22 protein-coding genes are annotated in these 21,690 nt (G+C 41.8%); 9 read left to right on the top strand and 13 right to left on the bottom strand.

What is annotated here, in order from left to right; all coding sequences use genetic code 11:
• Nucleotides 1-5 precede the first annotated feature (5 nt).
• Entirely contained in the window at nucleotides 6-1,727 is a 1,722-nt protein-coding gene (gene lysS, locus QWZ17_RS17510; RefSeq protein ID WP_290306583.1) for a lysine--tRNA ligase, read from the bottom strand.
• A gap of 226 nt (nucleotides 1,728-1,953) precedes the next feature.
• On the opposite strand from lysS, the gene QWZ17_RS17505 reads away from it, so the two are divergent.
• The gene (locus tag QWZ17_RS17505; RefSeq protein WP_290306582.1) at nucleotides 1,954-2,847 is read left to right on the top strand and encodes an SMP-30/gluconolactonase/LRE family protein; all 894 of its coding nucleotides are present in this window, start codon (nucleotides 1,954-1,956) and stop codon (nucleotides 2,845-2,847) included.
• Here QWZ17_RS17505 and QWZ17_RS17500 read toward each other — a convergent pair.
• The 5 genes from QWZ17_RS17500 to QWZ17_RS17480 all read right to left on the bottom strand — a co-directional run bounded on the left by QWZ17_RS17500 (nucleotide 2,844) and on the right by QWZ17_RS17480 (nucleotide 5,616).
• A complete protein-coding gene (locus tag QWZ17_RS17500) occupies nucleotides 2,844-3,164 on the bottom strand; it encodes a hypothetical protein (protein WP_290306581.1) in 321 nt (106 codons plus the stop codon). The two genes, QWZ17_RS17505 and QWZ17_RS17500, sit on opposite strands and share 4 nt — an antisense overlap.
• Before the next feature lie 92 nt (nucleotides 3,165-3,256).
• Complete coding sequence (locus QWZ17_RS17495) at nucleotides 3,257-3,568, bottom strand: type II toxin-antitoxin system RelE/ParE family toxin (RefSeq protein ID WP_290306580.1); 312 nt, start codon at nucleotides 3,566-3,568, stop codon at nucleotides 3,257-3,259.
• A gap of 2 nt (nucleotides 3,569-3,570) precedes the next feature.
• Nucleotides 3,571-3,795: an addiction module protein gene (locus QWZ17_RS17490; protein WP_290306579.1), complete on the bottom strand. Its 225-nt coding sequence runs from the start codon at nucleotides 3,793-3,795 to the stop codon at nucleotides 3,571-3,573.
• A 496-nt stretch (nucleotides 3,796-4,291) separates the two neighbouring features.
• Nucleotides 4,292-4,882 carry a hypothetical protein gene (locus QWZ17_RS17485; protein WP_290306578.1) on the bottom strand — a complete coding sequence of 197 codons (591 nt, stop codon included), beginning with the start codon at nucleotides 4,880-4,882 and terminating at the stop codon, nucleotides 4,292-4,294.
• 137 nt (nucleotides 4,883-5,019) lie between these two features.
• Entirely contained in the window at nucleotides 5,020-5,616 is a 597-nt protein-coding gene (locus tag QWZ17_RS17480; RefSeq protein ID WP_290306577.1) for a Crp/Fnr family transcriptional regulator, read from the bottom strand.
• A 240-nt stretch (nucleotides 5,617-5,856) separates the two neighbouring features.
• Here QWZ17_RS17480 and QWZ17_RS17475 point away from each other — a divergent pair, with 240 nt between their 5' ends.
• Nucleotides 5,857-6,174, top strand: coding sequence for a cupin domain-containing protein (locus tag QWZ17_RS17475; RefSeq protein ID WP_290306576.1), 318 nt, complete (start codon nucleotides 5,857-5,859; stop codon nucleotides 6,172-6,174).
• Between the two features lie 79 nt (nucleotides 6,175-6,253).
• Here the strand turns inward: QWZ17_RS17475 and QWZ17_RS17470 are convergent, their stop codons facing one another.
• The gene (locus tag QWZ17_RS17470; protein ID WP_290306575.1) at nucleotides 6,254-6,838 is read right to left on the bottom strand and encodes an LOG family protein; all 585 of its coding nucleotides are present in this window, start codon (nucleotides 6,836-6,838) and stop codon (nucleotides 6,254-6,256) included.
• A gap of 108 nt (nucleotides 6,839-6,946) precedes the next feature.
• On the opposite strand from QWZ17_RS17470, the gene QWZ17_RS17465 reads away from it, so the two are divergent.
• The gene (locus tag QWZ17_RS17465; protein ID WP_290306574.1) at nucleotides 6,947-7,729 is read left to right on the top strand and encodes a hypothetical protein; all 783 of its coding nucleotides are present in this window, start codon (nucleotides 6,947-6,949) and stop codon (nucleotides 7,727-7,729) included.
• A 78-nt stretch (nucleotides 7,730-7,807) separates the two neighbouring features.
• Here QWZ17_RS17465 and guaB read toward each other — a convergent pair whose 3' ends face one another.
• The 3 genes from guaB to QWZ17_RS17450 all read right to left on the bottom strand — a co-directional run bounded on the left by guaB (nucleotide 7,808) and on the right by QWZ17_RS17450 (nucleotide 12,286).
• Complete coding sequence (guaB, locus tag QWZ17_RS17460) at nucleotides 7,808-9,280, bottom strand: IMP dehydrogenase (protein WP_290306573.1); 1,473 nt, start codon at nucleotides 9,278-9,280, stop codon at nucleotides 7,808-7,810.
• Nucleotides 9,281-9,586: 306 nt separating this feature from the next.
• Complete coding sequence (locus tag QWZ17_RS17455) at nucleotides 9,587-10,870, bottom strand: M16 family metallopeptidase (protein ID WP_290306572.1); 1,284 nt, start codon at nucleotides 10,868-10,870, stop codon at nucleotides 9,587-9,589.
• 138 nt (nucleotides 10,871-11,008) lie between these two features.
• Nucleotides 11,009-12,286 carry a M16 family metallopeptidase gene (locus QWZ17_RS17450; RefSeq protein ID WP_290306571.1) on the bottom strand — a complete coding sequence of 426 codons (1,278 nt, stop codon included), beginning with the start codon at nucleotides 12,284-12,286 and terminating at the stop codon, nucleotides 11,009-11,011.
• A gap of 211 nt (nucleotides 12,287-12,497) precedes the next feature.
• Here QWZ17_RS17450 and QWZ17_RS17445 point away from each other — a divergent pair, with 211 nt between their 5' ends.
• Complete coding sequence (locus QWZ17_RS17445) at nucleotides 12,498-13,052, top strand: HEAT-like fold family protein (RefSeq protein ID WP_290306570.1); 555 nt, start codon at nucleotides 12,498-12,500, stop codon at nucleotides 13,050-13,052.
• Between the two features lie 82 nt (nucleotides 13,053-13,134).
• Here QWZ17_RS17445 and QWZ17_RS17440 read toward each other — a convergent pair whose 3' ends face one another.
• Nucleotides 13,135-13,479: a phosphoribosylpyrophosphate synthetase gene (locus QWZ17_RS17440; RefSeq protein ID WP_290306569.1), complete on the bottom strand. Its 345-nt coding sequence runs from the start codon at nucleotides 13,477-13,479 to the stop codon at nucleotides 13,135-13,137.
• Nucleotides 13,480-13,693: 214 nt separating this feature from the next.
• Entirely contained in the window at nucleotides 13,694-15,316 is a 1,623-nt protein-coding gene (locus QWZ17_RS17435; RefSeq protein ID WP_290306568.1) for a hypothetical protein, read from the bottom strand.
• Nucleotides 15,317-15,531: 215 nt separating this feature from the next.
• On the opposite strand from QWZ17_RS17435, the gene QWZ17_RS17430 reads away from it, so the two are divergent.
• Both QWZ17_RS17430 and QWZ17_RS17425 read left to right on the top strand, forming a co-directional pair.
• The gene (locus tag QWZ17_RS17430; RefSeq protein ID WP_290306567.1) at nucleotides 15,532-15,927 is read left to right on the top strand and encodes a hypothetical protein; all 396 of its coding nucleotides are present in this window, start codon (nucleotides 15,532-15,534) and stop codon (nucleotides 15,925-15,927) included.
• 84 nt (nucleotides 15,928-16,011) lie between these two features.
• Nucleotides 16,012-16,194, top strand: coding sequence for a hypothetical protein (locus QWZ17_RS17425; protein ID WP_290306566.1), 183 nt, complete (start codon nucleotides 16,012-16,014; stop codon nucleotides 16,192-16,194).
• Nucleotides 16,195-16,329: 135 nt separating this feature from the next.
• Here QWZ17_RS17425 and clpB read toward each other — a convergent pair whose 3' ends face one another.
• Nucleotides 16,330-18,921, bottom strand: a complete 2,592-nt coding sequence (gene clpB / locus QWZ17_RS17420; RefSeq protein WP_290306565.1) for an ATP-dependent chaperone ClpB — start codon at nucleotides 18,919-18,921, stop codon at nucleotides 16,330-16,332.
• A 150-nt stretch (nucleotides 18,922-19,071) separates the two neighbouring features.
• Here clpB and QWZ17_RS17415 point away from each other — a divergent pair, with 150 nt between their 5' ends.
• The 3 genes from QWZ17_RS17415 to QWZ17_RS17405 all read left to right on the top strand — a co-directional run bounded on the left by QWZ17_RS17415 (nucleotide 19,072) and on the right by QWZ17_RS17405 (nucleotide 21,660).
• Nucleotides 19,072-20,400 (top strand): sensor histidine kinase, encoded by a 1,329-nt coding sequence (locus QWZ17_RS17415; protein WP_290306564.1) that lies wholly within the window; start codon nucleotides 19,072-19,074, stop codon nucleotides 20,398-20,400.
• 234 nt (nucleotides 20,401-20,634) lie between these two features.
• A complete protein-coding gene (locus tag QWZ17_RS17410; RefSeq protein ID WP_290306563.1) occupies nucleotides 20,635-21,186 on the top strand; it encodes a dihydrofolate reductase family protein in 552 nt (183 codons plus the stop codon).
• A gap of 69 nt (nucleotides 21,187-21,255) precedes the next feature.
• The gene (locus QWZ17_RS17405; protein WP_290306562.1) at nucleotides 21,256-21,660 is read left to right on the top strand and encodes a DUF4890 domain-containing protein; all 405 of its coding nucleotides are present in this window, start codon (nucleotides 21,256-21,258) and stop codon (nucleotides 21,658-21,660) included.
• The last annotated feature ends 30 nt before the right edge of the window (nucleotides 21,661-21,690 follow it).

Genomic DNA, 21,690 nt, shown 5'->3' with positions numbered 1-21,690 from the left:
GCTTCTTATTTAAACCAGGCCATTACTTCTTCTTTGGTTGGCATAGTAATATCAAGTTTCATTTTTTTACGCATACCGCCAAGGTCATTAAATACCTTGTTGGGGTTTGCGGCTTTTAATTCTTCTACCGTGTTAAAGCCCATTTTATTTAGTACCGGTACCCACTCGGCAGGTACGCCAATGTTTGTAAAGTCTTCGATGGTAACCACTTTAGCCTTTTTCTCGGGACGCATCTGCGGAAAGAATAGTACTTCCTGTATGGTGCTTTGGTTGGTCATTAGCATTACCAAACGGTCGATACCGATACCCAGGCCCGATGTTGGTGGCATGCCGTATTCCAGGGCGCGTAAAAAGTCGTCGTCCATGGCCATAGCCTCATCATCGCCACGACCGGCCAGGATCAATTGCTCCTCTAAACGCTCACGCTGATCAATAGGGTCATTCAATTCAGAATAAGCATTGGCAATCTCTTTACCGTTTACAAATAGCTCAAAACGCTCTACCAGGCCATCTTTGGTGCGGTGTTTTTTGGCCAGCGGTGTCATCTCGATAGGGTAATCGGTAATGTAGGTCGGCTGGATCAAATTATGTTCAACCTTGGCACTAAAAATCTCATCTATCAATTTGCCTTTACCCATGGTCGGATTCACGTCTATTTTAAGCTCGGCGCAAACTTCACGCAATCCCGCTTCATCCATGGCAGATACATCGATACCTGTATATTTCAGGATTGAATCATACATCGATAGTTTTTCGTACGGGCCTGCAAAGTTAATCTCGTTGCTGCCTACCTGTACCACCGGGATGCCGTGAACAGCTTTGGCAACAGTTTCCAAACACTCTTCAACCATGGCCATCATCCATATATAGTCTTTATAGGCTACATATATTTCCATGGCAGTAAATTCCGGGTTGTGGGTACGGTCCATACCCTCGTTACGGAACATTTTACCAAACTCATATACTCCATCAAAACCAGCTACAATAAGGCGTTTTAGGTAAAGCTCATTGGCAATACGTAAAAACAGCGGCATATCAAGCGTGTTGTGGTGTGTAGCAAACGGACGGGCCGCCGCGCCACCATGCACGGGTTGTAATATAGGGGTTTCAACTTCCATCCAACCCTGGTTGTTAAAGTAATTGCGCATACTGCTGATCACTTTTGAGCGATTGATGAAAATTTGTTTATATGCAGGGTTAACCGTTAAATCAACATAACGCTGGCGATAACGCAATTCAGGATCGGTGAAGCCATCATGAATGGTGCCGTCGTCCTCGCGTTTAACAACTGGTAGTGGTTTCAGAGATTTTGACAGCACGATCAAATCACGTACGTGAACCGAGATTTCGCCGGTTTGGGTTAAAAATACATAGCCTTTAATACCGATGTAGTCGCCAATATCCAGCAGTTTTTTAAATACAGTATTGTATAAGGTTTTATCCTCGTCGGGGCAAATATCATCGCGTTTCAGGTAAATCTGTATACGGCCGGTTGAATCCTGTAATTCGGCAAAAGATGCGCTGCCCATAATGCGACGGGTCATGATACGGCCGGCAATTACTACATTTTGGTAGGCCTCGGGTTTTATTGCAAAATTATCGGTAATATCCTGTGCCCAGGCGTTAACATCAAAAGCTTCGGCAGGGTATGGGTTAATGCCCAGTGCCCTTAATTGTTGTAAAGATTCGCGGCGGATAATTTCCTGCTCGGATAGTGCAATACTCATGTTTTGAACGGTATTTTTATTAAAGGTGCAAAAATAGCGTTTTAAATGGTTTATTGGGACTGTAGAGACGCAATATTTTGCGTCTTCCGCCAAGCAATCAAATTTGAAAGTGAGAATCTAAAGGCGTGATTTGCATGCGGGAGACACAAAATGTTGCGTCTCTAAATTCGGGGCTCTTTTATCTCTGTCAAAAACAACCTACATTAGCAAACCAATTATTAGTACCATGAAAAAACGTTCTTTATTGTTTCTAAGCTTGCTAACCGTATCATGTAGTGTATTTGCCCAGGATGTTACCAATTTGTATGATGCAGGTACTAAGCCGGTATTAATATCCAAACAGTTTGCGTTTACCGAAGGCCCCGCCGTTGATAAAAAAGGAAATGTGTTTTTTACAGATCAGCCTAACAATAAGATCTGGGAGTATGATACCAGCGGTAAGCTGTCAATTTTTTTAGATAGCGCGGGCCGCAGTAACGGGATGTATTTTGACCGTAAAGGCAATTTAATAAGCTGTGCCGACGCTAAAGACCAACTCTGGAGTATCAGCCCCGATAAAAAAATAACCGTTTTGTTAACCGATTATAAGGGTAAATTATTTAACGGCCCTAATGATGTTTGGGTGCGCCCCGATGGCGGTATTTACATTACCGACCCTTATTACCAACGTGATTACTGGACCCGCAAACAATCCGATCTTGATGGCCGCAAACTTTATTACGTAGCCAGGGGCAAACACGAAGCTGTGGTGGTTGACGATCAGTTTAAACAGCCCAACGGAATCATCGGAACCCACGACGGTAAAAACCTGTACGTGGCCGATATTGGCGATAACAAAACCTACCGTTACGATATCAATAAAGACGGTTCCCTCAGCAACCGCACGCTTTTTATAGCCATGGGCTGCGATGGGATGACCATAGATCAATTAGGAAACATTTACATGTGCGGTAAAGGGGTAACCATAGTAAACCCCAGAGGCGAAAAGATAGGTCACATTGACATAGATGAACCCTGGACGGCCAACATCTGCTTCGGTGGCAAAAATAAAGACGTGTTGTTTATTACAGCCTCAAAAGCAGTGTATACCTTTCAAATGAAGGTAAAAGGAGTTGATTAAACTTGCTGTTGCAGAAACGTAGCTATTTGTTGTTGTTCGGTTTTGCTTAACAAGTCGCCGTTGTAATCCCAGTGTGTATGGTTGGGTAAAAAAATGATGGTACCTAAATAATCCGGATTATCACTATCGGTCAGCGATGCCTGCGTTTCATCTATTTCCAATTCCTCGGTAAATAAAGTAGATTCATTATCTATCGATGTTTTGTAAATTTTATAAACGCCGGTATCGGCAAGGTTGTGCTTTAAAACGGGTTCAATAATAATACTTCTTGTAGTGCCGTCAGTATGCATTAATGCCAGGTAGACCGGGTTTTTCATATCGATATTTATTAATGTATAAATTTGATATAAAAGACAATAAGTTGGGATTTTGTTTGGGCGATTGTTTAGATAAAAGGCAAACTTATAAACTATTCATCGTCGCTTCGCTTATCGGCTAATAATGGATTACGGGTTTGATGGACCACGGCGATAATAACAATTTGGTTTATTGATTGATTTACAAAGAAATGTATAGCGTAAGGAAATACATCGGTAAATGCAGTTCGGACGTTTTTATATTTAATCTCGTATCCAAGTGGATTTTTCTGTAGTCTGGCAATGCATGCCTTAACTTCTCTGCTAAACTGTTTTTCTAACCCAGGTTTCTGATTCTTATACCAATCTTTAGCTTCAACCAAGTCTACCTTTACAATATCAAGGTAGTGTAAACTGTAAGCCATTGCTAATTGTCTAATTCGTCAAACAATGTCTCAATTGGCAAAATCATATCCGGATTTCTTTTTAATGCTTCAAGGCGCTCATCTATTATCTCCTTATGCCACTCTGGAATTGATGTATCGATATTATCAACGTCGGGGTATTTGCTTTTTATCATTTCCCATTCTTTAATAGGGACTTGCACAGCAGTGACTTGTCCTTTTGTGTCTGATATATATTGTACGCTCATATTATCAAATTTAAAGATTATTGCAGAAGCTGTCAACAATAAGAAGATTAATATAAAAAGGGATCATAAAACCTATAGAAACAAGAAGCGCCCTCTGATGGGCAGGGGCGCGTTCTAACCAATTATAAACCTAAATTATGAGAAGAGCTGTAAGAAGAGGTATCGAACCATCTGTGTTTTGCTGCCGTTCAGCGTCTTACATTTATTACACTGCAAATATACATCGTATCTTTTATTTTGCAAATATTTTAAGTGAAAAACTTAACTATTAACAATTTGATAATATTGACAATGTTTAAGTACAATATTGATAAATAAATAAATGTTGTTTAAACATTTTATTTGCCTGTATATCAATATGTTTGAGCATTGCAATAATGATACCAATAAACCTGTCAAATAAAATAATCTGTAAACTTTTTAATAAATATTACAAAGTTTACAGATTATGATACGTTTTGTCGAAAAAATGCCACTATATGGCGAGTAAAACCTTTTAGATAGTTTGTGTATTTGCTATACTTATAGTTTTTGACAGACGGATTGCTGCCAAAAGGTAATAAAATGCCCCAAAGGCCGAATAGCCGGCCAGGTTGGCAATACCCATTGTTGGTTTGTGTGCAAACGCGATGAAAGAAATGCCGGCAATAACTGATTGACCACCACTTAATATCATTGGCCATTGGCCGCCAAGTTCACGCCTGCGTTGAAGGCCAAGTACCAGTTGTATAATGCCGGTTAACCCTGCCCATACGCCAAAAACAATAAGCGCGTTAGGCACGCCCGAATTTAAAGCTACGCCAACCGCAAAAGTGGTGATGATACTAATGATCGCGTTAGCGTACTGTGGTGTTACTGGTCCGTTAGCTTTATTAATACGGATATCTCCAAAAGTACCCACAACATCCCATGCCGGGTAAATGATTAATAATATGGCTGCTACTTGTGGCGATTTTGCTGCATATATGGCTACCAGGGTTACCCATATAACAGAGAAGCCCACGCGGGTAAAATATAACTTGCTTAATGATTTAGCTGTAGTTGCTTTTACAGCTGCATCGTGGTTAAAAGATTGTGCGGTTTTCATTGTGTTATTTTTTATGTTGCTTTTTGTTTGATAACACAAAGTTGTTTACAATAAACACCGCGTTTTTTCACCTAAGTGAAAAACGACCGTTCTTTTTAGAATCTTTTAATCCCCAGCCGAAGAAACTGACAGTCAGATTACTTTTGGGCAAGTAAACGTTTTTTAATTCGCGTTAACGATGGATTTTTAATACCCAGGTATGACGATATATGGTAAGCCGCTATCCTATCAACAATATTTGGATGTTCTTTGGTGAGTTTAATGTAGCGCTCCTCGGCAGTATTAAATAAAAATTCCTCAGCGCGGCTTTGCGAATAGTTAAAGAATAATTCGGCTATCAGCCGGCCAAACTTTTCCCAGCCGGTGGGGGTGGTATACAGGTATTGCAGGTCTTTATAATTAATGCTGATGATCTCGGCATCCTCCAGCGCCTGTATGTAGTAATAGCAAGGGTATTGGTTAATAAAACTGCGAAACGATACCAGGAATTGCTTTTCAGAAAAGAAGTATACATTTTTTTCGTCCTGCGTATTTGGCGGCACAAAATAAATCCTGAAGATGCCTTTGGTAATTAATGCCAGGTCTGTACAAACAAAGTTCTGCATATTAAAAAAATCGCCTTTTGCAATTTTCCGACTCCGCCAAAGACTTTGGCCCGCGGTAATATCATGATCATTAAGGCCGGCAAAATTTTTCAGTACATCGGCTAATATGGCGTGTTTCTCGTTGTTCATAGGCGCATAAGGCTAAACAAATGTAATCAAACCTGTAAAACCAAATGTTGCCAAAATGTAAAAGCAAAGGACAAGCACCTGGCAATAAATAAAATGTAAGAGAATTAATTTGAAGATTTAGAATTTAAGCCTTTAGAATTTAGGGTTTAATTTTTTTTAGAATTTGGAATTTTCCCATTTAGAGTTTCAGGTTTTGGAATTTAAAACATAAAACTTAGGTTTTATTCCGTACTTTAAAATATGAAATCATCCGTAATTAAAGCCCTTCAGAATTTAACAGACAAGCCCAACCAATTATTTGTAAAAGTGTTGGAGCATGGCAGCATGTCTGTAGAGCTTTACAAACCGCAAAATATCGACCCCCAAACACCGCATACACAGGATGAATTGTATGTTATCATTAGCGGCAATGGCGAGTTTGTAAATGATGGCGTACGCACCAGTTTTCAGCAAGGCGATGTGTTGTTTGTAAAAGCCCATGCAATACACCGCTTTGAAAACTTTACCGACGATTTTGCCACCTGGGTAATATTTTACGGCAAACAAGGAGGAGAGTGAAGAAGAATCAAGAATTAAGAGCCAAGAATCAAGACAAAAGCCTTCTTTAAGTAACCGAGCAGAATTTTTGACTTTTGACTTACGCAAGGTTTCTGTCTCTGAACCAAACTTCATCTGGCTTGGCGTTGAAGCTGTCCATAAGGTTCACCAGTTCTATCGGGTTGCCGGAGGTGAGCACCAGTTCGCGGTTGGTGGGTTTCAGGAACTTTTGAGCAACCATTACGTCAAGCTGGGTAAGCAGGGGATCATAAAAGCCACCTATATTTAATAAACCTATCGGATGATTGTGCAGGCCAAGTTGCAGCCATGTTAGTACTTCAAAAAACTCTTCAAGCGTACCCAATCCGCCGGGCAGGGTAATGATGGCATCACACAGATCATTCATCATTTGTTTGCGCTGATGCATGTTCTCTACAATGTGCAGTTCTGTTAAGCCGGTATGGCCAACTTCTTTATCCATCAAAAACTGTGGGATTATACCAATAGCTTTACCTCCACGACTCAAAATGGCATCGGCTATCAATCCCATTACACCAACTTTGCCACCGCCATAAACCAAGGCTATTTCACGACTTACCATTACTTCGGCCAGTTGTTCAATTGCTTCTTTCAGCAGGGGATCGCCGTTAAAGTTTGCGCCGCAGAATACACAGATAGATTTCATGTTCAATTATAACAAAATTTGTGCAATGCCTCATTATGGTTTTGTTATCTGTTAGTTGCCTTATATTATGGTTGATATTTTTATATATCTTTAAAAAAAACATAACCCATGAAAAAAACCTTAACACTTACTGCTTTCCTGATGATATCTTGTTTCACTGCCTTTTCGCAAAATATAGTAAAGCCACAGGTAGATCAAAATGAAGATCTCAATAGCGATATTGAAAAAATTGAAACCGGTAACCAGTTTACTACCGTAACTTTTGCCTATACCGCTAACGCCGACAATGCATGGGTGCAGCTAAACAAGGAAATTTATATCCAAACAGACCAAGGTAATGAACATTACAATTATGTAAAATCTGAAAACATTGCTATGGTGCCTGCAAAGCATGTTTTTGCAAAAGCGGGCGATAAACTTACGTTTAAAGTATACTTCAAAAAAATACCGGCAGCTTCAAAAACTATCGATATTATTGAAAGAGCGGGGTATAGGAAAGATGGTATATTATTTTTTAACTTTTATGGCGTAAGCCTCAGCCAATCAACATCAGACGGTGTCTCAAAAAGAGCAACAATTACCGATGTAAGATTGCTTCCGCCTCCGCCTGTAAGTGCGGATACCGCTTCGAGGGGCTTGTTTTACGGTGCAGGCAATGAAATGCAGAACGCGATGAGTGCCATGGGACCGATGTATGCGTCAATGGCAAAATCTTTACTGGATGCAAATCTGGCCTATTACAAGCAACCGGGCAAAATAGCCGAACTGGCCAAACTTAATAAAGATTATTTTGACGCGCTTGTAAAAGAAGGATTCACCAACGATCAGGCGTTAAAGATCATTACCTCAGATGGTCTGTTTTCAAAATCATCGTCCCTGAGCGGTAAATAAAGAGGATATTATAAAATAAGAATCGTCATTGCGAGGAGGAACGACGATTCTTATTTTATGCAGTTTTATCTTAAAAAACTACCTGCTTGTATAGTTAGGCGCTTCTTTAGTAATGGTAATATCGTGTGGATGGCTTTCGCGCATACCGGCTGCAGTGATACGTACAAATTTGGCGCGTTGGAGGTCTTCGATAGTTGCGGCACCGCAGTAATGCATGCCGGCACGTAAACCGCCTATGTATTGGAAAATTACTTCGGCCATGCTGCCTTTAAATGGCACGCGACCAACGATACCTTCTGGTACCAGTTTGGTTACCACATCTGTCTCGTCCTGGAAATAGCGATCTTTTGATCCTTTTGCCATTGCCTCAACAGAACCCATACCACGGTACGATTTAAATTTACGGCCTTCATATATAATAGTTTCGCCCGGTGATTCTTCAACACCGGCAAATAATGAACCTGCCATAATGGAACTTGCACCGGCCGCGATAGCCTTTACAATATCGCCTGTTTGTTTGATACCACCATCGGCAATAACAGGTACGCCACGGCCTTCAAGGGCTTTAGCACACTCATAAACGGCATATAACTGTGGTACACCAACACCGGCAATAATACGGGTGGTACAAATAGAACCTGGTCCAATACCTACCTTAACGGCATCGGCACCGGCATCGGCTAAGGCGATAGCGGCATCACCGGTTGCTATGTTACCGGCAATAACCTGCAGATTAGGGAACAGCTCTTTTACAGCTTTCACCATATCAATAACCCCTTTTGAGTGACCGTGTGCAGTATCAACAGTAATCACATCAACACCTGCCTGGGCTAAAGCCTTAACACGGTCGATATTATCCGCGGCAACTCCAACAGCGGCACCAACCCTTAAACGACCAAACTCGTCTTTACAGGCGTTAGGGAAATTTTTAACTTTTTGAATGTCTTTATAAGTAATTAAACCAACCAATTTGCCAGCCGCGTTAACAACCGGCAGTTTTTCAATTTTATTACCTTGTAGTATAGCCGTAGCCTCGATTAAGGTAGTACCCTCTGGCGCGGTGATCAGGTTAGTTTTGGTCATGATCTCGCTAACCGGAACGGTCATATCCTTTTGGAAACGCAAATCGCGGTTGGTGATGATACCTTTAAGGTTATGATCGGCATCAATTACCGGGATACCGCCAATGCTGTATTCCCTCATAATCTGGAAAGCATCTGCAAGAAGTGCGTCTTCGGCCAAAGTAACCGGGTCCTGGATCATTCCACTTTCAGATCTTTTAACCTTGCGTACCTCATCGGCCTGGGCCTGTATGGTCATGTTTTTGTGCAGTATACCAATGCCACCAGCCTGGGCAATAGCAATAGCCAGGCCTGCTTCGGTAACGGTATCCATAGCTGCCGAAATAATTGGAATGTTTAAACGGATATTTTTTGTTAAAAAAGTACCTGTGTTTACATCACGCGGCAATACTTCAGAATAAGCGGGGAGTAGTAATACGTCGTCGTAAGTTAATCCTTCGGCAACAAATTTAGATGGGTCTAACTGCATAGCAAATAATTATTTTGGAGTTATTATTTGCCGGGCAAAGCTACCTTTTTATTTTGGATTTAGGAAATGTATTGTAGAATAGAGTCAAGAATCAAGAGTCAAGAATCAAGATTTTGACATTGGGAACAGAAATATAGAATAGAATCAAGAATTAAGAGTCAAGAACTTCACATTGCGAACAAAAATTGGAAGTTGTACTTACTATTGCAGCCTTAGGTTTCTCACAAACAAAAAGGCATCCGTTATATAACAGATGCCTACATAAAAGTTTGTCTTAACTCTTGATTCTTAATTCTTGACTCTTTTTTAATACTTCCCGACAATAACTTTGTAAAAACTGTCGAAGTCGAAATACTTATTAGCCAGGTCTAACAATTGCTGCGAGGTTGTATTTTTCACTGTAGCTGCATACCTGTCGTAATAATCATAATCTAACCCGGCAAAATAGATACTTTTGAACTTATCGGCGTGTGAAAAAACGTTTTCGAGGCTGCCTAATAATGATCCTAACATGTAGTTGCGTACCAAGTCCAGTTCTTCATCGGGGATCAGTTCGGTTTTAAGCAGGTTGAGTTCTTTTTCAATTTCTTCAACTGCCGATTTGCAAACATCTGCACCCACTTCGGTTGCTATGAAAAAGGCGCCGCCCTGTTTTAATGAGCTTAAGCCCGAGCCTATGCCGTAGGTGTAACCCTTATCCTCGCGGATGTTGGCCATCAGCCTTGAGCCAAAATAACCGCCCAAAACAGTATTTAAAACCTGCATCGGCTGAAAATCGGCGTGATTACGGTTGATAGTCGGAATACCCATCCTGATTGCCGACTGTAAAGCCTCAGGCTTTTCTGTAAAGTAAAACAAGTCTGTAGCCGGTGTAAGTTCTGGCTGGGTAGTATTGGCAGCTACAGGGCCGTTAAGCCAATTTTTATCAAAGGTATCGGAGATGAGTGATAAGGCATCAGCTTCAACCTTACCAGCTATAATTATAGTGCAGTTTGCGGGTTGGTACATCTCTTTATAGTGAGCTACCAAATCATCACGTTGCAGGCTTTTGTAATTATCAGGTGTTGCTCCCAGGCCATAAATAGTATCGCCGTAAACGGCTTTATTAAAATCGCGGCGGGCAATAAAGTCGTTTTTTTGCAAACTTACCTGTAGTTTTTGCTGCTGGTTACGCTTAAAAGTTTCCAGTTCCTTTTCGGGAAAGGTGGAGTTGGTAAGCAAATCAAAAATAACCGGTAAAGTATGGTGCAGGTGTTTATTTAAACTGTAAAGGGTTACTGTCGAATTTTCGTAACCATACTCAACCTGCAAAAACGCGCCGTAAAAATCTATTTTATCTGCAATTTGCGCCGCATTTAAAGTGCTGGTTCCTTCGGTAAGCATGGTGTTGGTAGCCATGTTTAACATCGGCTTTGCCGGGTTAAAACGCAGGTTGCCAAAGATCCATTCTATACGAACCAGCTCCTGGCCGCCCGAGTTAAAGCAAAATATCTTACAGCCATTATCAAGCTGCTGGCTCTGGGGCCGCAACAGGGTTATATTATCGATAGCCTTAAAATCCGGGGCTAATGTTCTATCTATGTTGGTCATTGGTGAATAGTCAATAGTCATTGGTCATTAGTCTGAACCGGGATTAAGCAGATTTTTCAGATTTATAGGATTTGATTTTCTAATCCTATGAATCTTTTAATCCTAAAAATCGTGGTTCAGACAATAATTGCGATTCTGTTAATTCTCTAATTCTGAAAATTCTGATTCAGAAACAGCAGCTTTATCCGCCAGGTAAATCAGGGTTGATGAATTATCTTTTCTAAATATTTTGTTGGCAGCTTGTTTAATTTGCGCGCCGGTTACAGCCAGGTATTTTTCGGTTTCCTGGTTTAGCAAATTGGCATCGCCCAGTAGCTCAAATGAGGCCAGGTTCATGGCTTTATCTAACAGCGACATTTCGGAAAATACCATGGTCGATTCCGTTTTGTTTTGAACCTTGGTCAATTCATCGGCCGGAACTTCTTCGTTTTTAATCTTTTCCAGTTCTTCCCAAAGCGCGGCTTCTGCCTGTTCAATGCTGATGTTTTCTAAAGGCTTGCCTTCTAACACAAACATACCCTTGTCAAGACTGCTGGTGATGTAGGCGTGCACTTCGCTGAAAATCTGCTTATCTTGCACTAAACTGCGGTACAAACGTGATGAATGACCACGCGAAAGTACATCGCTCAATAACTCAACCGCGTAATAATCTTCATCTAAACGGGCACCCATCTGGAACGCTATGTACACGTCATTTAAAGGTACTTTGGCGGTAACCGTTTCGCGGCGCTCTTCGTGCTGATCTGCCTCCTGCGGCAGGTTACGGATATATTTTTCGCCGGCTGGGATAGATCCAAACCATTTTTCGGCCAGCTGTTTTACCTGTTCCAGGTTTACATCGCCACCAACAACCATAATGGCATTTTGCGGATTGTAGTGTTTTTTGAAAAATGCTTTCACATCCTCAATACGGGCATCTTCAATATGTTTAATGGTTTTGCCTATTGTAGCCCACCGGTACGAGTGGGTTTTGTAAACCAGCGGACGAAGCTTTAACCAAACATCTCCATAAGGCTGATTCAAGTAACGCTGTTTAAACTCCTCTATTACCACGTTACGCTGTACCTCCAGGCTTTTTTCGCTAAAGGCGAGGCTCAGCATGCGGTCGCTCTCCAGCCAAAACGCGGTTTCAATATTGGCCGATGGCAGGGTAATGTAGTAATTAGTAATATCGTTGCTGGTAAAAGCATTGTTTTCGCCGCCTACGCGTTGCAGGGGTTCGTCATAGCTTGGGATGTTAACCGATCCGCCGAACATCAGGTGTTCAAACAAGTGGGCAAAGCCGGTTTGATCGGCATCTTCGTCGCGTGCGCCAACATCATACAGAATGTTAAGCACCGCCATGGGCGTAGTATTATCTTCGTGAACAATAACCCGCAGGCCATTATCCAGTGTAAATCGATTGAATTTAACCATTGATAGTTATCTTTAAACTGAGCAAATGTAAAACTTTTGGCGATATTGTTGTTGTAAGTCGGAAAAGTCCGAAAGTCCGGAAGTCGGAAAGTCCGGAAGTTAGAAAAGTCTGGAGGCTTAGGAGGCTATTGAAACTATTCCTAAACTTTCAGACAAAAAATCTTTCGGGCTTTTCCGACTTTCGGACTTTCCGACTTCCTGACTAAAAAAAATGACGCAAACTGAACTCATTAAACAAATTAGCGAAACGATTGGCAAACCCAAGGTGCTGGAATTAAGCCGCATATTAAAGGAGCAGCAATTTGCGTTGCGTGATATTATAGATATTACTTTTCATGCTGATAAAGCCATTTCGTTTAGGGCAGCATGGATTTTAGAGAATATTTTTTTTACCGATCCCGAGCGTTATCTGCCCGATTTGCAATACCTTATAGAGCGCTTTAAAGATGTTAAGCATCAAAGTTGTATGCGCCATTACGCCAAAATAATGATGCACATTACCGAGCCTGATACGTCAGCCTCGCTACAATTAAAACTGAAAGAAATAGATTTTGAACCCGTAGTGGAGCAACTGTTTGATTGGATGATAAATCCCAAAACAAAAGTTGCCGTAAAGGTTTTTGCCGGGAGGGCACTGTTTAATTTAAAAGACGCTTTTCCCTGGATAAAAGAAGAATTAGCTGCTCAGTTTGAATTCTTAATGCGCGACGGCAGCCCGGGAATACAATCAAGAGGGAAGAAGATAATTAGTGAAATTCAGAGATGATGTGCAGATATGCGGATTTCAGATGTGCAGATGAATTATTATTGAATCATTTGCACATCTGAAATCTGCATATCTGAAAATCTTATTCAGTCGGTTTATCCTCGCCGTGTAAATTATGGCTTACCTGGCCATGGTGTAGTTTGGCGGCTATGGCCGATGAGCTATCATCGGCATAAGTACCGTAAGCGTTAACTAAAACGCCTTTCAGGTTATATTTTTCTGATGATACAGCGTAAACTATCGACATATCATCGGGATTGCTGGCACCTTCAAAACGGTAAAATTCGTCTATTTCAAATTCATCAGCAGTCATTTGAACGCCTTGGTTATGATCGTTTACCGTGTCGCCATCTAAAATTAAGTTAGCGGTATATCCTCTTTTTAACAGGTCGTTAGTGGCATCCACTAAAGTATCGTAAGTTTTCATGTTGGTGATGTTAAGGTAATGAGCAGTTTTAAACTGTCTGTAATGTATAACCGTTCACTGCGTATGTTGTTTGCTTTAGCGAATAAAATAGGGGGGGAGCACGAACCAAACCCTACTAAACAAAAAACTTGCGAAGTTTTTAAAACTTCGCAAGTTTAAAGCATGCAAATCAAAAGTCTCCCCTTCAGGGGAGATTTAGAGGGGCTTGGGCTTCTTACTGCGCCTTAGCCAACCACAACGATGCATTTAGATGCAAAGCCGGGTGCGATGTATAACCAGAAGGTGCATCGCCCGACCAGCCGTTGAACAGGCTGTCGTTAGGATCGCCTGTGCCGTCATCAGCGTCAGAGCTATCACCAATCCAAACTATACGGCCGCTGCCATAAGTAGCCATTAACGCCATGGCATTAGCAGTACCACCATTGGTAGCGCTGTTACGCCAGAACAAACCTTGCACGCTTGAATTGTTGGCCGGCAATAAAGTAGCTGTTGAGCCATCATAAAAAGCCAGTTTAGATGCTGTACCAGCAGCGCCATTCAATACTTTTTGCGCATCTGCGTTGGTACCTGTATATACATTGGTTGATGGGCTTTCGTTTATGTCAACATAATTGATGTTAAAGCCAAACAGGTTATTATTATTGATGCCGTTATTGGTCATCAAATCGTTCCAAACACGTGGTGAATCGTAACCATCACCGTCGCGATCCGATGGATTATAACCATTAGCATCGGTACCGGCGGTTGTAGCCGCGGTATGATCGGCAATCATGAATAAGCCGCCACCATTGGCCACAAAGTTGATCAATGCTGTTTTTTCGGCAGCGGTAAACAAACGGTTAGGCTCAACAACTACAAATACATCGTAGTTACTTAAATCCTGTGCGTTTGATGAATTACCATAGGTAATTGATGATCCGCTTGGCAAGCTTTCAACTAATTCGCCGCGTTTAACCAATTCAATAGCCCATGAAGAAAGCGCGCCTCTCCAATAAGTTTCGGCAGTGGTTGAAGTAATGCCGGTGTATGACGGCGTTGGGATGCGTTGTGCTTTGGTTTCAACTGTGGTGCCGCCTGTATAAATTGGTACGTTTTCGGTACCATCGGCATCAATTTGCCAATCGGCACTGCCTGCGTTTTCGAGGTGACTTGCATCAAACAGGAATTTTTTACCTGTAAGTACAGTGCCACCTCCGGTACCGCCACCGCCTGTAGTACCACCATCATTAATGGTAATATCGTCAATATCAATACGGTTGGTGCCGCCGCTAAGCTTGCGAATTTCTAAACGGGCTGTGCCGGTTACACCGGTGATAGTAAAAGTTGATAAGGTTAAGGTGGAGGTAGTAGTTATAGTTGAGCCTGCCTGAGTGTAGCTTGTACCACCATCGGTTGAGTAAAACAATCCCCAGGTGCTGGCCGCGTCGCTGCTGTAAGTGCCGCTTTTAATGGTTACGGAGCTGATGCCTGTAGTTACATCAAACAACATGGTAATTTTACCGGTGTTACGGATGCGTGCCGCCCATGAACCGGCTTTTAAATCGCCGGCAAGGTTACCGATCAATGCATCGTAAAGGTTCCAGGTATTGCCAGAGAGCGTTACGTTATCGCCGCTGCTTGATCCGGTAGGAGATACATCATAAGCTGTTTTAGGGCTGGTTGAACCTACCTCAAAACCCTGGGTTAATGATACCGCTTCAGTTTTTAATTTTGATGCAGTATTTGCATCAGCGGTGTTTTGCACTGGAGTGGCAAGGTCTTTTTTGCAGCCGGTTGCAAGTGTACCGGCAAAAGCTAAGGCAACAAAAAGCAGCCTTGAATTGTTGAATTTTAGCATAGTGTGTTTTTTAGGTGTTTTGTGTATAAGTTTATATTTATTAACTGTACTTCAAACTTGGTTATATTTTTATAACCAAGTATTGCTAATATATTAACTTATTGTTAAATAAAATTATTGAAACTGATTTTTAAGCCTGATATTGAATGTGTTATTGTTTCTACAATTAAGGGAGCTTTGTTATCAACTTACAACCTTAATACTTATATTTACCTATGCTTAAAAGCGAAAAATATGAACACACTAAAATGAGCGTTAAGCAGTATATATTGGCTTTAACCTTATTGCTCAGTTTTTTCGCTACCGTTGGCCGCGTAAGTAATGGGGAGAAGGTCATCGGCGTAGTTAATACCGAGGTTTTGACAACCAGGCCATCCGTATTTAAAAATGGTGTTGGTTTTAGGAGAGCCTTAATAGCCCTTGATAAAAGAGGGGCTTGTTTTTCGACGCCTAAAGAAAGCCCGGTTTGGGCGCTGGTATTATTTAGCGCTATTGTTACATCGCGCTGTATTCATTTGAACTTACTCTTCAATAGTTATAAAAGTACTCTACAGCTAAAAATGATGAGTCCCGCTCATTTTTACCGTCTGTATTTCTCCACGATAGGCTAATCTTCAATCACCGATTTTCCAAATAAAATTTTATTGAACTGCCTGGCTGTGCCTCAAAGCCTGTTAGGCGCTTATGGGCATTACATGAACAGATTTAAAAAGCTGCTAAGGTTTATTTTCCTGGCGCTGTTTTTAATATTGGCCGCAACCGGAATTTCTATTGCCGGTGCCGCGCCAATTTTAGCGAAAAACCAAGAAAGGTATAATGATAATGAAGTACGTATAGAAATGGTTGACGAGAAGAAAGAAGACGAAGAAAAGCCATAGTACGAGATACAAAAATAGCCGCCCAACCTGGGCGGCTATTTTTTATATGATAAACATTATGATATTGATTTTTTGACCATGCTGATAAGTCTTCCAACCCAATCAACCGCTCACTCAATCAACCTAATCAACTCTTCAAGAATTCAAAAACACAAAGTTGTTATCAAACATATCAACCTTTATAACACTGTCTTTATCCACCTTACCGGCCAGGATTTGTTTGGATAGCTCATTGAGAATCTTTTTCTGGATCACCCGTTTTAGCGGACGCGCACCAAACTGCGGATCATAACCTAACTGGGCAAGCCAATCTAAAGCTTCGTCGCTTGCTTCCATGGTGATGCCCATTTCGGCCAGCGTTTGCTGTACCTGGGCAAATTGCAGCTTCACAATGTCATGAATCTCATCACGGCTAAGCGGCGTAAACATAATGATCTCGTCAATCCTGTTTAAAAACTCTGGTCTGATGGTGGCCCTTAGCAAGCTGAATAATTCATTCTTGGTTTTGGCTATCAGCTCATCGCGGTTTTTATCTTCCAAACTCTGGAAATTTTCCTGGATGATGTTTGAACCAATGTTTGACGTCATGATGATGATAGTATTTTTAAAGTTCACCACCCGGCCCTTATTATCAGTTAAACGGCCATCATCCAACACCTGTAGCAAAATGTTAAATACATCGGGGTGTGCTTTTTCAATCTCATCGAGCAAAATTACGCTGTAGGGTTTGCGGCGTACGGCTTCGGTTAACTGGCCGCCTTCGTCGTAACCTACGTAGCCCGGAGGCGCTCCTATCAACCTGGATACCGCGTGGCGTTCCTGGTATTCGCTCATATCAATACGTACCAGTGCAGCCTCGTCATTAAATAAATACTCGGCCAGGGCTTTTGCCAGTTCGGTTTTACCTACACCGGTGGTACCCAAAAATATGAACGAGCCAATTGGCTTGCGTTTATCCTGTAAACCTGCACGGCTGCGGCGTATAGCATCACTAATTGCCTCTATTGCTTCCTCTTGCCCCGCTACGCGCTTATGCAGCTCGTCTTCCAGGTTTAACAGTTTTTCTCTTTCGCTTTGTATCATTTTGCTCACCGGGATGCCTGTCCAGCGGCTTACCACACCGGCAATATCATCGGCGGTAACTTCCTCTTTCAGCATTCGGCTGTCGCTCTGGTTTTCTAACAGGGCGGCTTTTAGTTTTTCAACTTCGGCCTGGGCCTGTACAATGGTACCGTAGCGTAACTCGGCTACTTTACCGTAATCACCGGCACGCTCGGCCTGTTCGGCTTCCAGCTTGTAGTTTTCAATTTGCTCAACCTTGTTATTGATGCCATCTACCAGGTCTTTTTCGCCCTGCCATTTGGCACGTAGGGAATCGCGCTGGGCCGATAGGTTGGCTATCTCTTCGCTTAGTTCGGCAACCTTACGGTCATCATGCTCGCGTTTAATCGCTTCGCGTTCAATCTCCAATTGCATAATGCGGCGTTCCAGTTCATCAACTACTTCTGGTACCGAGTCCATTTCTAAACGCAGTTTTGAAGCCGCTTCGTCCATAAGGTCTATAGCTTTATCCGGTAAAAACCTGTCAGATATATAACGTTGCGACATTTCAACGGCGGCAATAATGGCCTCATCTTTAATACGCACCTTGTGGTGAGTTTCGTAACGTTCCTTTAGCCCGCGTAAAATAGATATGGCATCGGCAGCATCCGGCTCTTCAACCATCACCTTTTGAAAACGGCGTTCCAGGGCTTTATCTTTCTCCAAATATTTTTGGTACTCGTTAAGGGTTGTGGCACCTATAGAACGTAACTCGCCACGAGCCAAAGCTGGCTTCAATATATTGGCTGCATCCATAGCGCCTTCGCCACCGCCGGCACCAACCAGTGTATGGATCTCATCAATAAACAGGATGATTTCACCATCGCTTTGCGTAACCTCTTTAATAACGGCTTTTAAGCGTTCTTCAAATTCGCCTTTGTACTTGGCACCTGCTATCAGCGCGCCCATATCTAACGAATAAACTATTTTGGTTTTCAAACTTTCGGGCACATCACCTTTCAGTATTCTGAAAGCGATACCTTCGGCAATGGCTGTTTTACCAACGCCTGGCTCACCAACCAGGATAGGATTGTTTTTTGTACGGCGGGATAAAATCTGGATAACCCTGCGGATTTCATCATCACGACCGATAACCGGATCAAGCTTGCCCGAACCGGCATATTCATTTAAGTTGCGGGCGTATTTATTTAAAGCGTTGTAAGTAGCTTCGGCGTTTTGATCGGTAACCTTGCTGTCACCACGTAAACTAACAATGGCTTTTTTCAGGTCTTTTTCATTTACGCCAAAATCTTTCAGTACCGAACTTACGGTACCACCCGCGGCTAAAATACCCAACAGGATATGCTCAACCGATACAAATTCATCCTTAAACTCCTTTAAATACCCCTGCGCTTTTTGCAGGGCCGAGTTTGATTCGGAAGATAAGTATATATTGCTGCCGCTTACTTTAGGGTACGATGCAATTTGGGCTTCCAGGGTATCGTTTAAGCGCTTAAGATTTACGTTTAGTTTTTTTAGTAAGTACGATATAACATTTTCATCAACCAGCAACAGGCCTTTTAAAAGGTGCGCCGGTTCAATTGCCTGCTGTTGGTTGCCAGTGGCAATTTCTGAAGCCTTTTGAACGGCTTCCTGGGCTTTTATGGTAAAGTTGTTAAAATTCATAGTACTCAATGTTAGTCAAATCCCCTGCCATACAAGGCAACATGATAAAAAGTCACGTTAAAATGACTTTTAAGGCCATTTTGACATTTTAAATTTAGAAAGATTCTTATTTAAATTAATATTTTTGCTTCCAGGCCTCAGCGTAACAAATTGGATACAAATTTTTTTTTCAACAACCTACCCAAAAAGTACAGAACATCGTACAGGAACTTTTATACCTATCAAAATTTAATAGCCATGCGGGCGGCAAGCGGGGTGTTTTTGCTGATCAATGTTATTATCCGTATTCTGTACTTCGTTTTCCCGGTAAGCCTTACCAAAGCACAAAACTTTCCCGAATTTAATACCAGTAACTGGATTTTCCTGGCCATTACGCCGCTTTTTTTGGCCGCAAGCTATCTGTTGATATTGGATTTTAAAAAGCGACAAAAAGGCACACAGCTAATGGCTTTTACGGTGTTTTTGTTTTCGCTGTATATTATTACCTGTGGTATGTATTCCAGCTTTATTACCACATCTGATCCCAGCAACGCGCTTACATTATATTTAATAGCCTTGTGCCTCATTAGTGCAATTTGTGTATTGGAGTACTATGAAACCTTTATGCTTTTAATAGCGGTCGAAATATTTTTTACGGCCCTGCTACTTTACAGCCAGGTATCGCCTACACAAATGCTTTATAATCAGTTAATATCGGTAATCCTGTTATCGGCTTTTTACCTTATATCCAGGTACTTTTTTACTTACAAGGCCAATAGCTATCAGCAGGTTTTACAAATTCGCGAAAAAAATGAGCTGATTGGAAAAGCCAACGAATTTAAAAACCAGGTATTGGGTATGGTTGCCCATGATTTGCGCAACCCCATAGGGGCGGTTGAATCAATAGCGATGATGATGGAGCTTGATGATGATGTATCTGCCGATACACAGGAAAATATAGATATGATCAAAGCATCTTGCGAAAAGGCGCGATCAATTATCACTGATTTGCTGGATGCCGCCAAAAACGAAAACAATACCCAGATAGCCACCGAACGCACCGAGCTTAACCAGTTACTTAAAGCGGCAGTGAGCGGGTGGAAAACCGAAAAGAAAGTACAAGTGGTTTTTACCAGCAATGTTAACCCTGTTTTCGCGCTTATTAATAAAGAGAAGTTTTTTAGGGTGGTTGATAACCTGGTAAGTAACGCCGTTAAATTTTCAAAAGATTATGATCGTGTAGATGTGCGTTTATCACAACTAAACAAGGAGGTAGTGATAGAAGTGCAGGACTATGGTATGGGCATCCCCGCACAAATGCTGCCTGATATTTTTACCCGTTTTACCAAAGCCGGACGAACAGGCCTGCGTGGCGAAAAATCAACCGGACTGGGCCTGAGCATAGTACGCCAGATAGTTGAAAGCCACAACGGCACCATCAAAGTTGAAAGTGCCGAAGGCCGGGGTTCTGTTTTTATTGTTAAACTTCCCTTGGGGTAGTTCATTGTTTTCTGACTAAATAGGGTTGCCGTACAGAAAAGTAGTGTTTAATGGAGTGTAATCGGCTCCATTAATAATGTCACCTTAAAATTCCATTTATTTTGTCGATTCAGAAATATCCTCTGTGGCTTGTTGTTACTTCACCAACTCGTTAAAAAAACTGATATTACTGTCCAATTCCCCAATCCCCATTTGTTATGCTCATATAATTCAAACAATTAAAAATTTAAAACGATGAGAAAGTTAACAGCATTCAATTTTGTGACCCTTAACGGCTTTTATAAAGATGAGAATAATAGTACCAGCTGGCATATTCATGGCGAGGAGGGCGCTAAGTTTTCTGAAGAAAATATGCAGGCTGGAAATACGCTGCTGTTCGGACGGATTACTTACCAAATGATGGCTGGTTTTTGGCCTTCGCGAATGGCCATGCAAAGCATGCCTGGGGTAGCCAAAGGCATGAACGATGCACAAAAGATTGTAATTTCATCAACTCTGCAAACTGCCGACTGGAATAACACCACTTTAATAAAAGGCAACCTTATTGATGAAATCAAAAAACTAAAGGAACAGCCTGGCAACGATATTACCATACTGGGTAGCGGCAGTATCAGCGCGCAATTGGCCAATGCTGGACTGCTCGACGGTTTTATGCTTTGGGTTGATCCGATTGCTATTACCGGCGGCACGCCCATGTTTGAGGGAATTACCAGGCAGCTTAATTTTAAGCTTACCAATTGTCGCACACTAAAAAACGGGGCGGCGGTATTAAGTTATGAATTGTAATATTGGGGTAGCGCTAAATTAAACCTATCAATCGATACCAAGTCATACCAGCAAAAAAACTAAAAAAGGATGAAAAAGTTAATGTTGATGATAGCGCTGGTGGCTGGTTTGGGCTTATATGCAAAAGCTCAGGACAAAGCGCCAAAAACACCCGAGTTAAAGGCCGCTAAACAAACCAAAGTTTTGGCAAAACAGTTAGGTTTAACCAACAGCCAGATACCACAGGTAAATGCCGTATTGCTTGCGCAGGTGAATAGCCAGGATAGCCTGAAAGCCTTGAAAGGTACCAACGATAAAAAAGAACAAAGATATTCGCACAAGCTGATCCATGATCAAACTCAGGCTAAGTTGAACGCTATTTTAACACCCGAGCAGCAAACTAAATTTGCAGCGCTGGTACAAGCCAAAAAGGAAAAGAGAATGGCTGTGAAAAAAAGCTCGGCTGCAACCCCAGCTCCCGCTCCTCAAAATTAATATAGATATTTTTCCGGGTAGCGATGGATT

This window comes from Mucilaginibacter flavus, from assembly GCF_030409315.1.
GTDB lineage: Bacteria > Bacteroidota > Bacteroidia > Sphingobacteriales > Sphingobacteriaceae > Mucilaginibacter > Mucilaginibacter flavus.
Note: the sequence above shows the minus strand (reverse complement) of the source record. Positions and strands in the feature narration are given on the sequence as shown.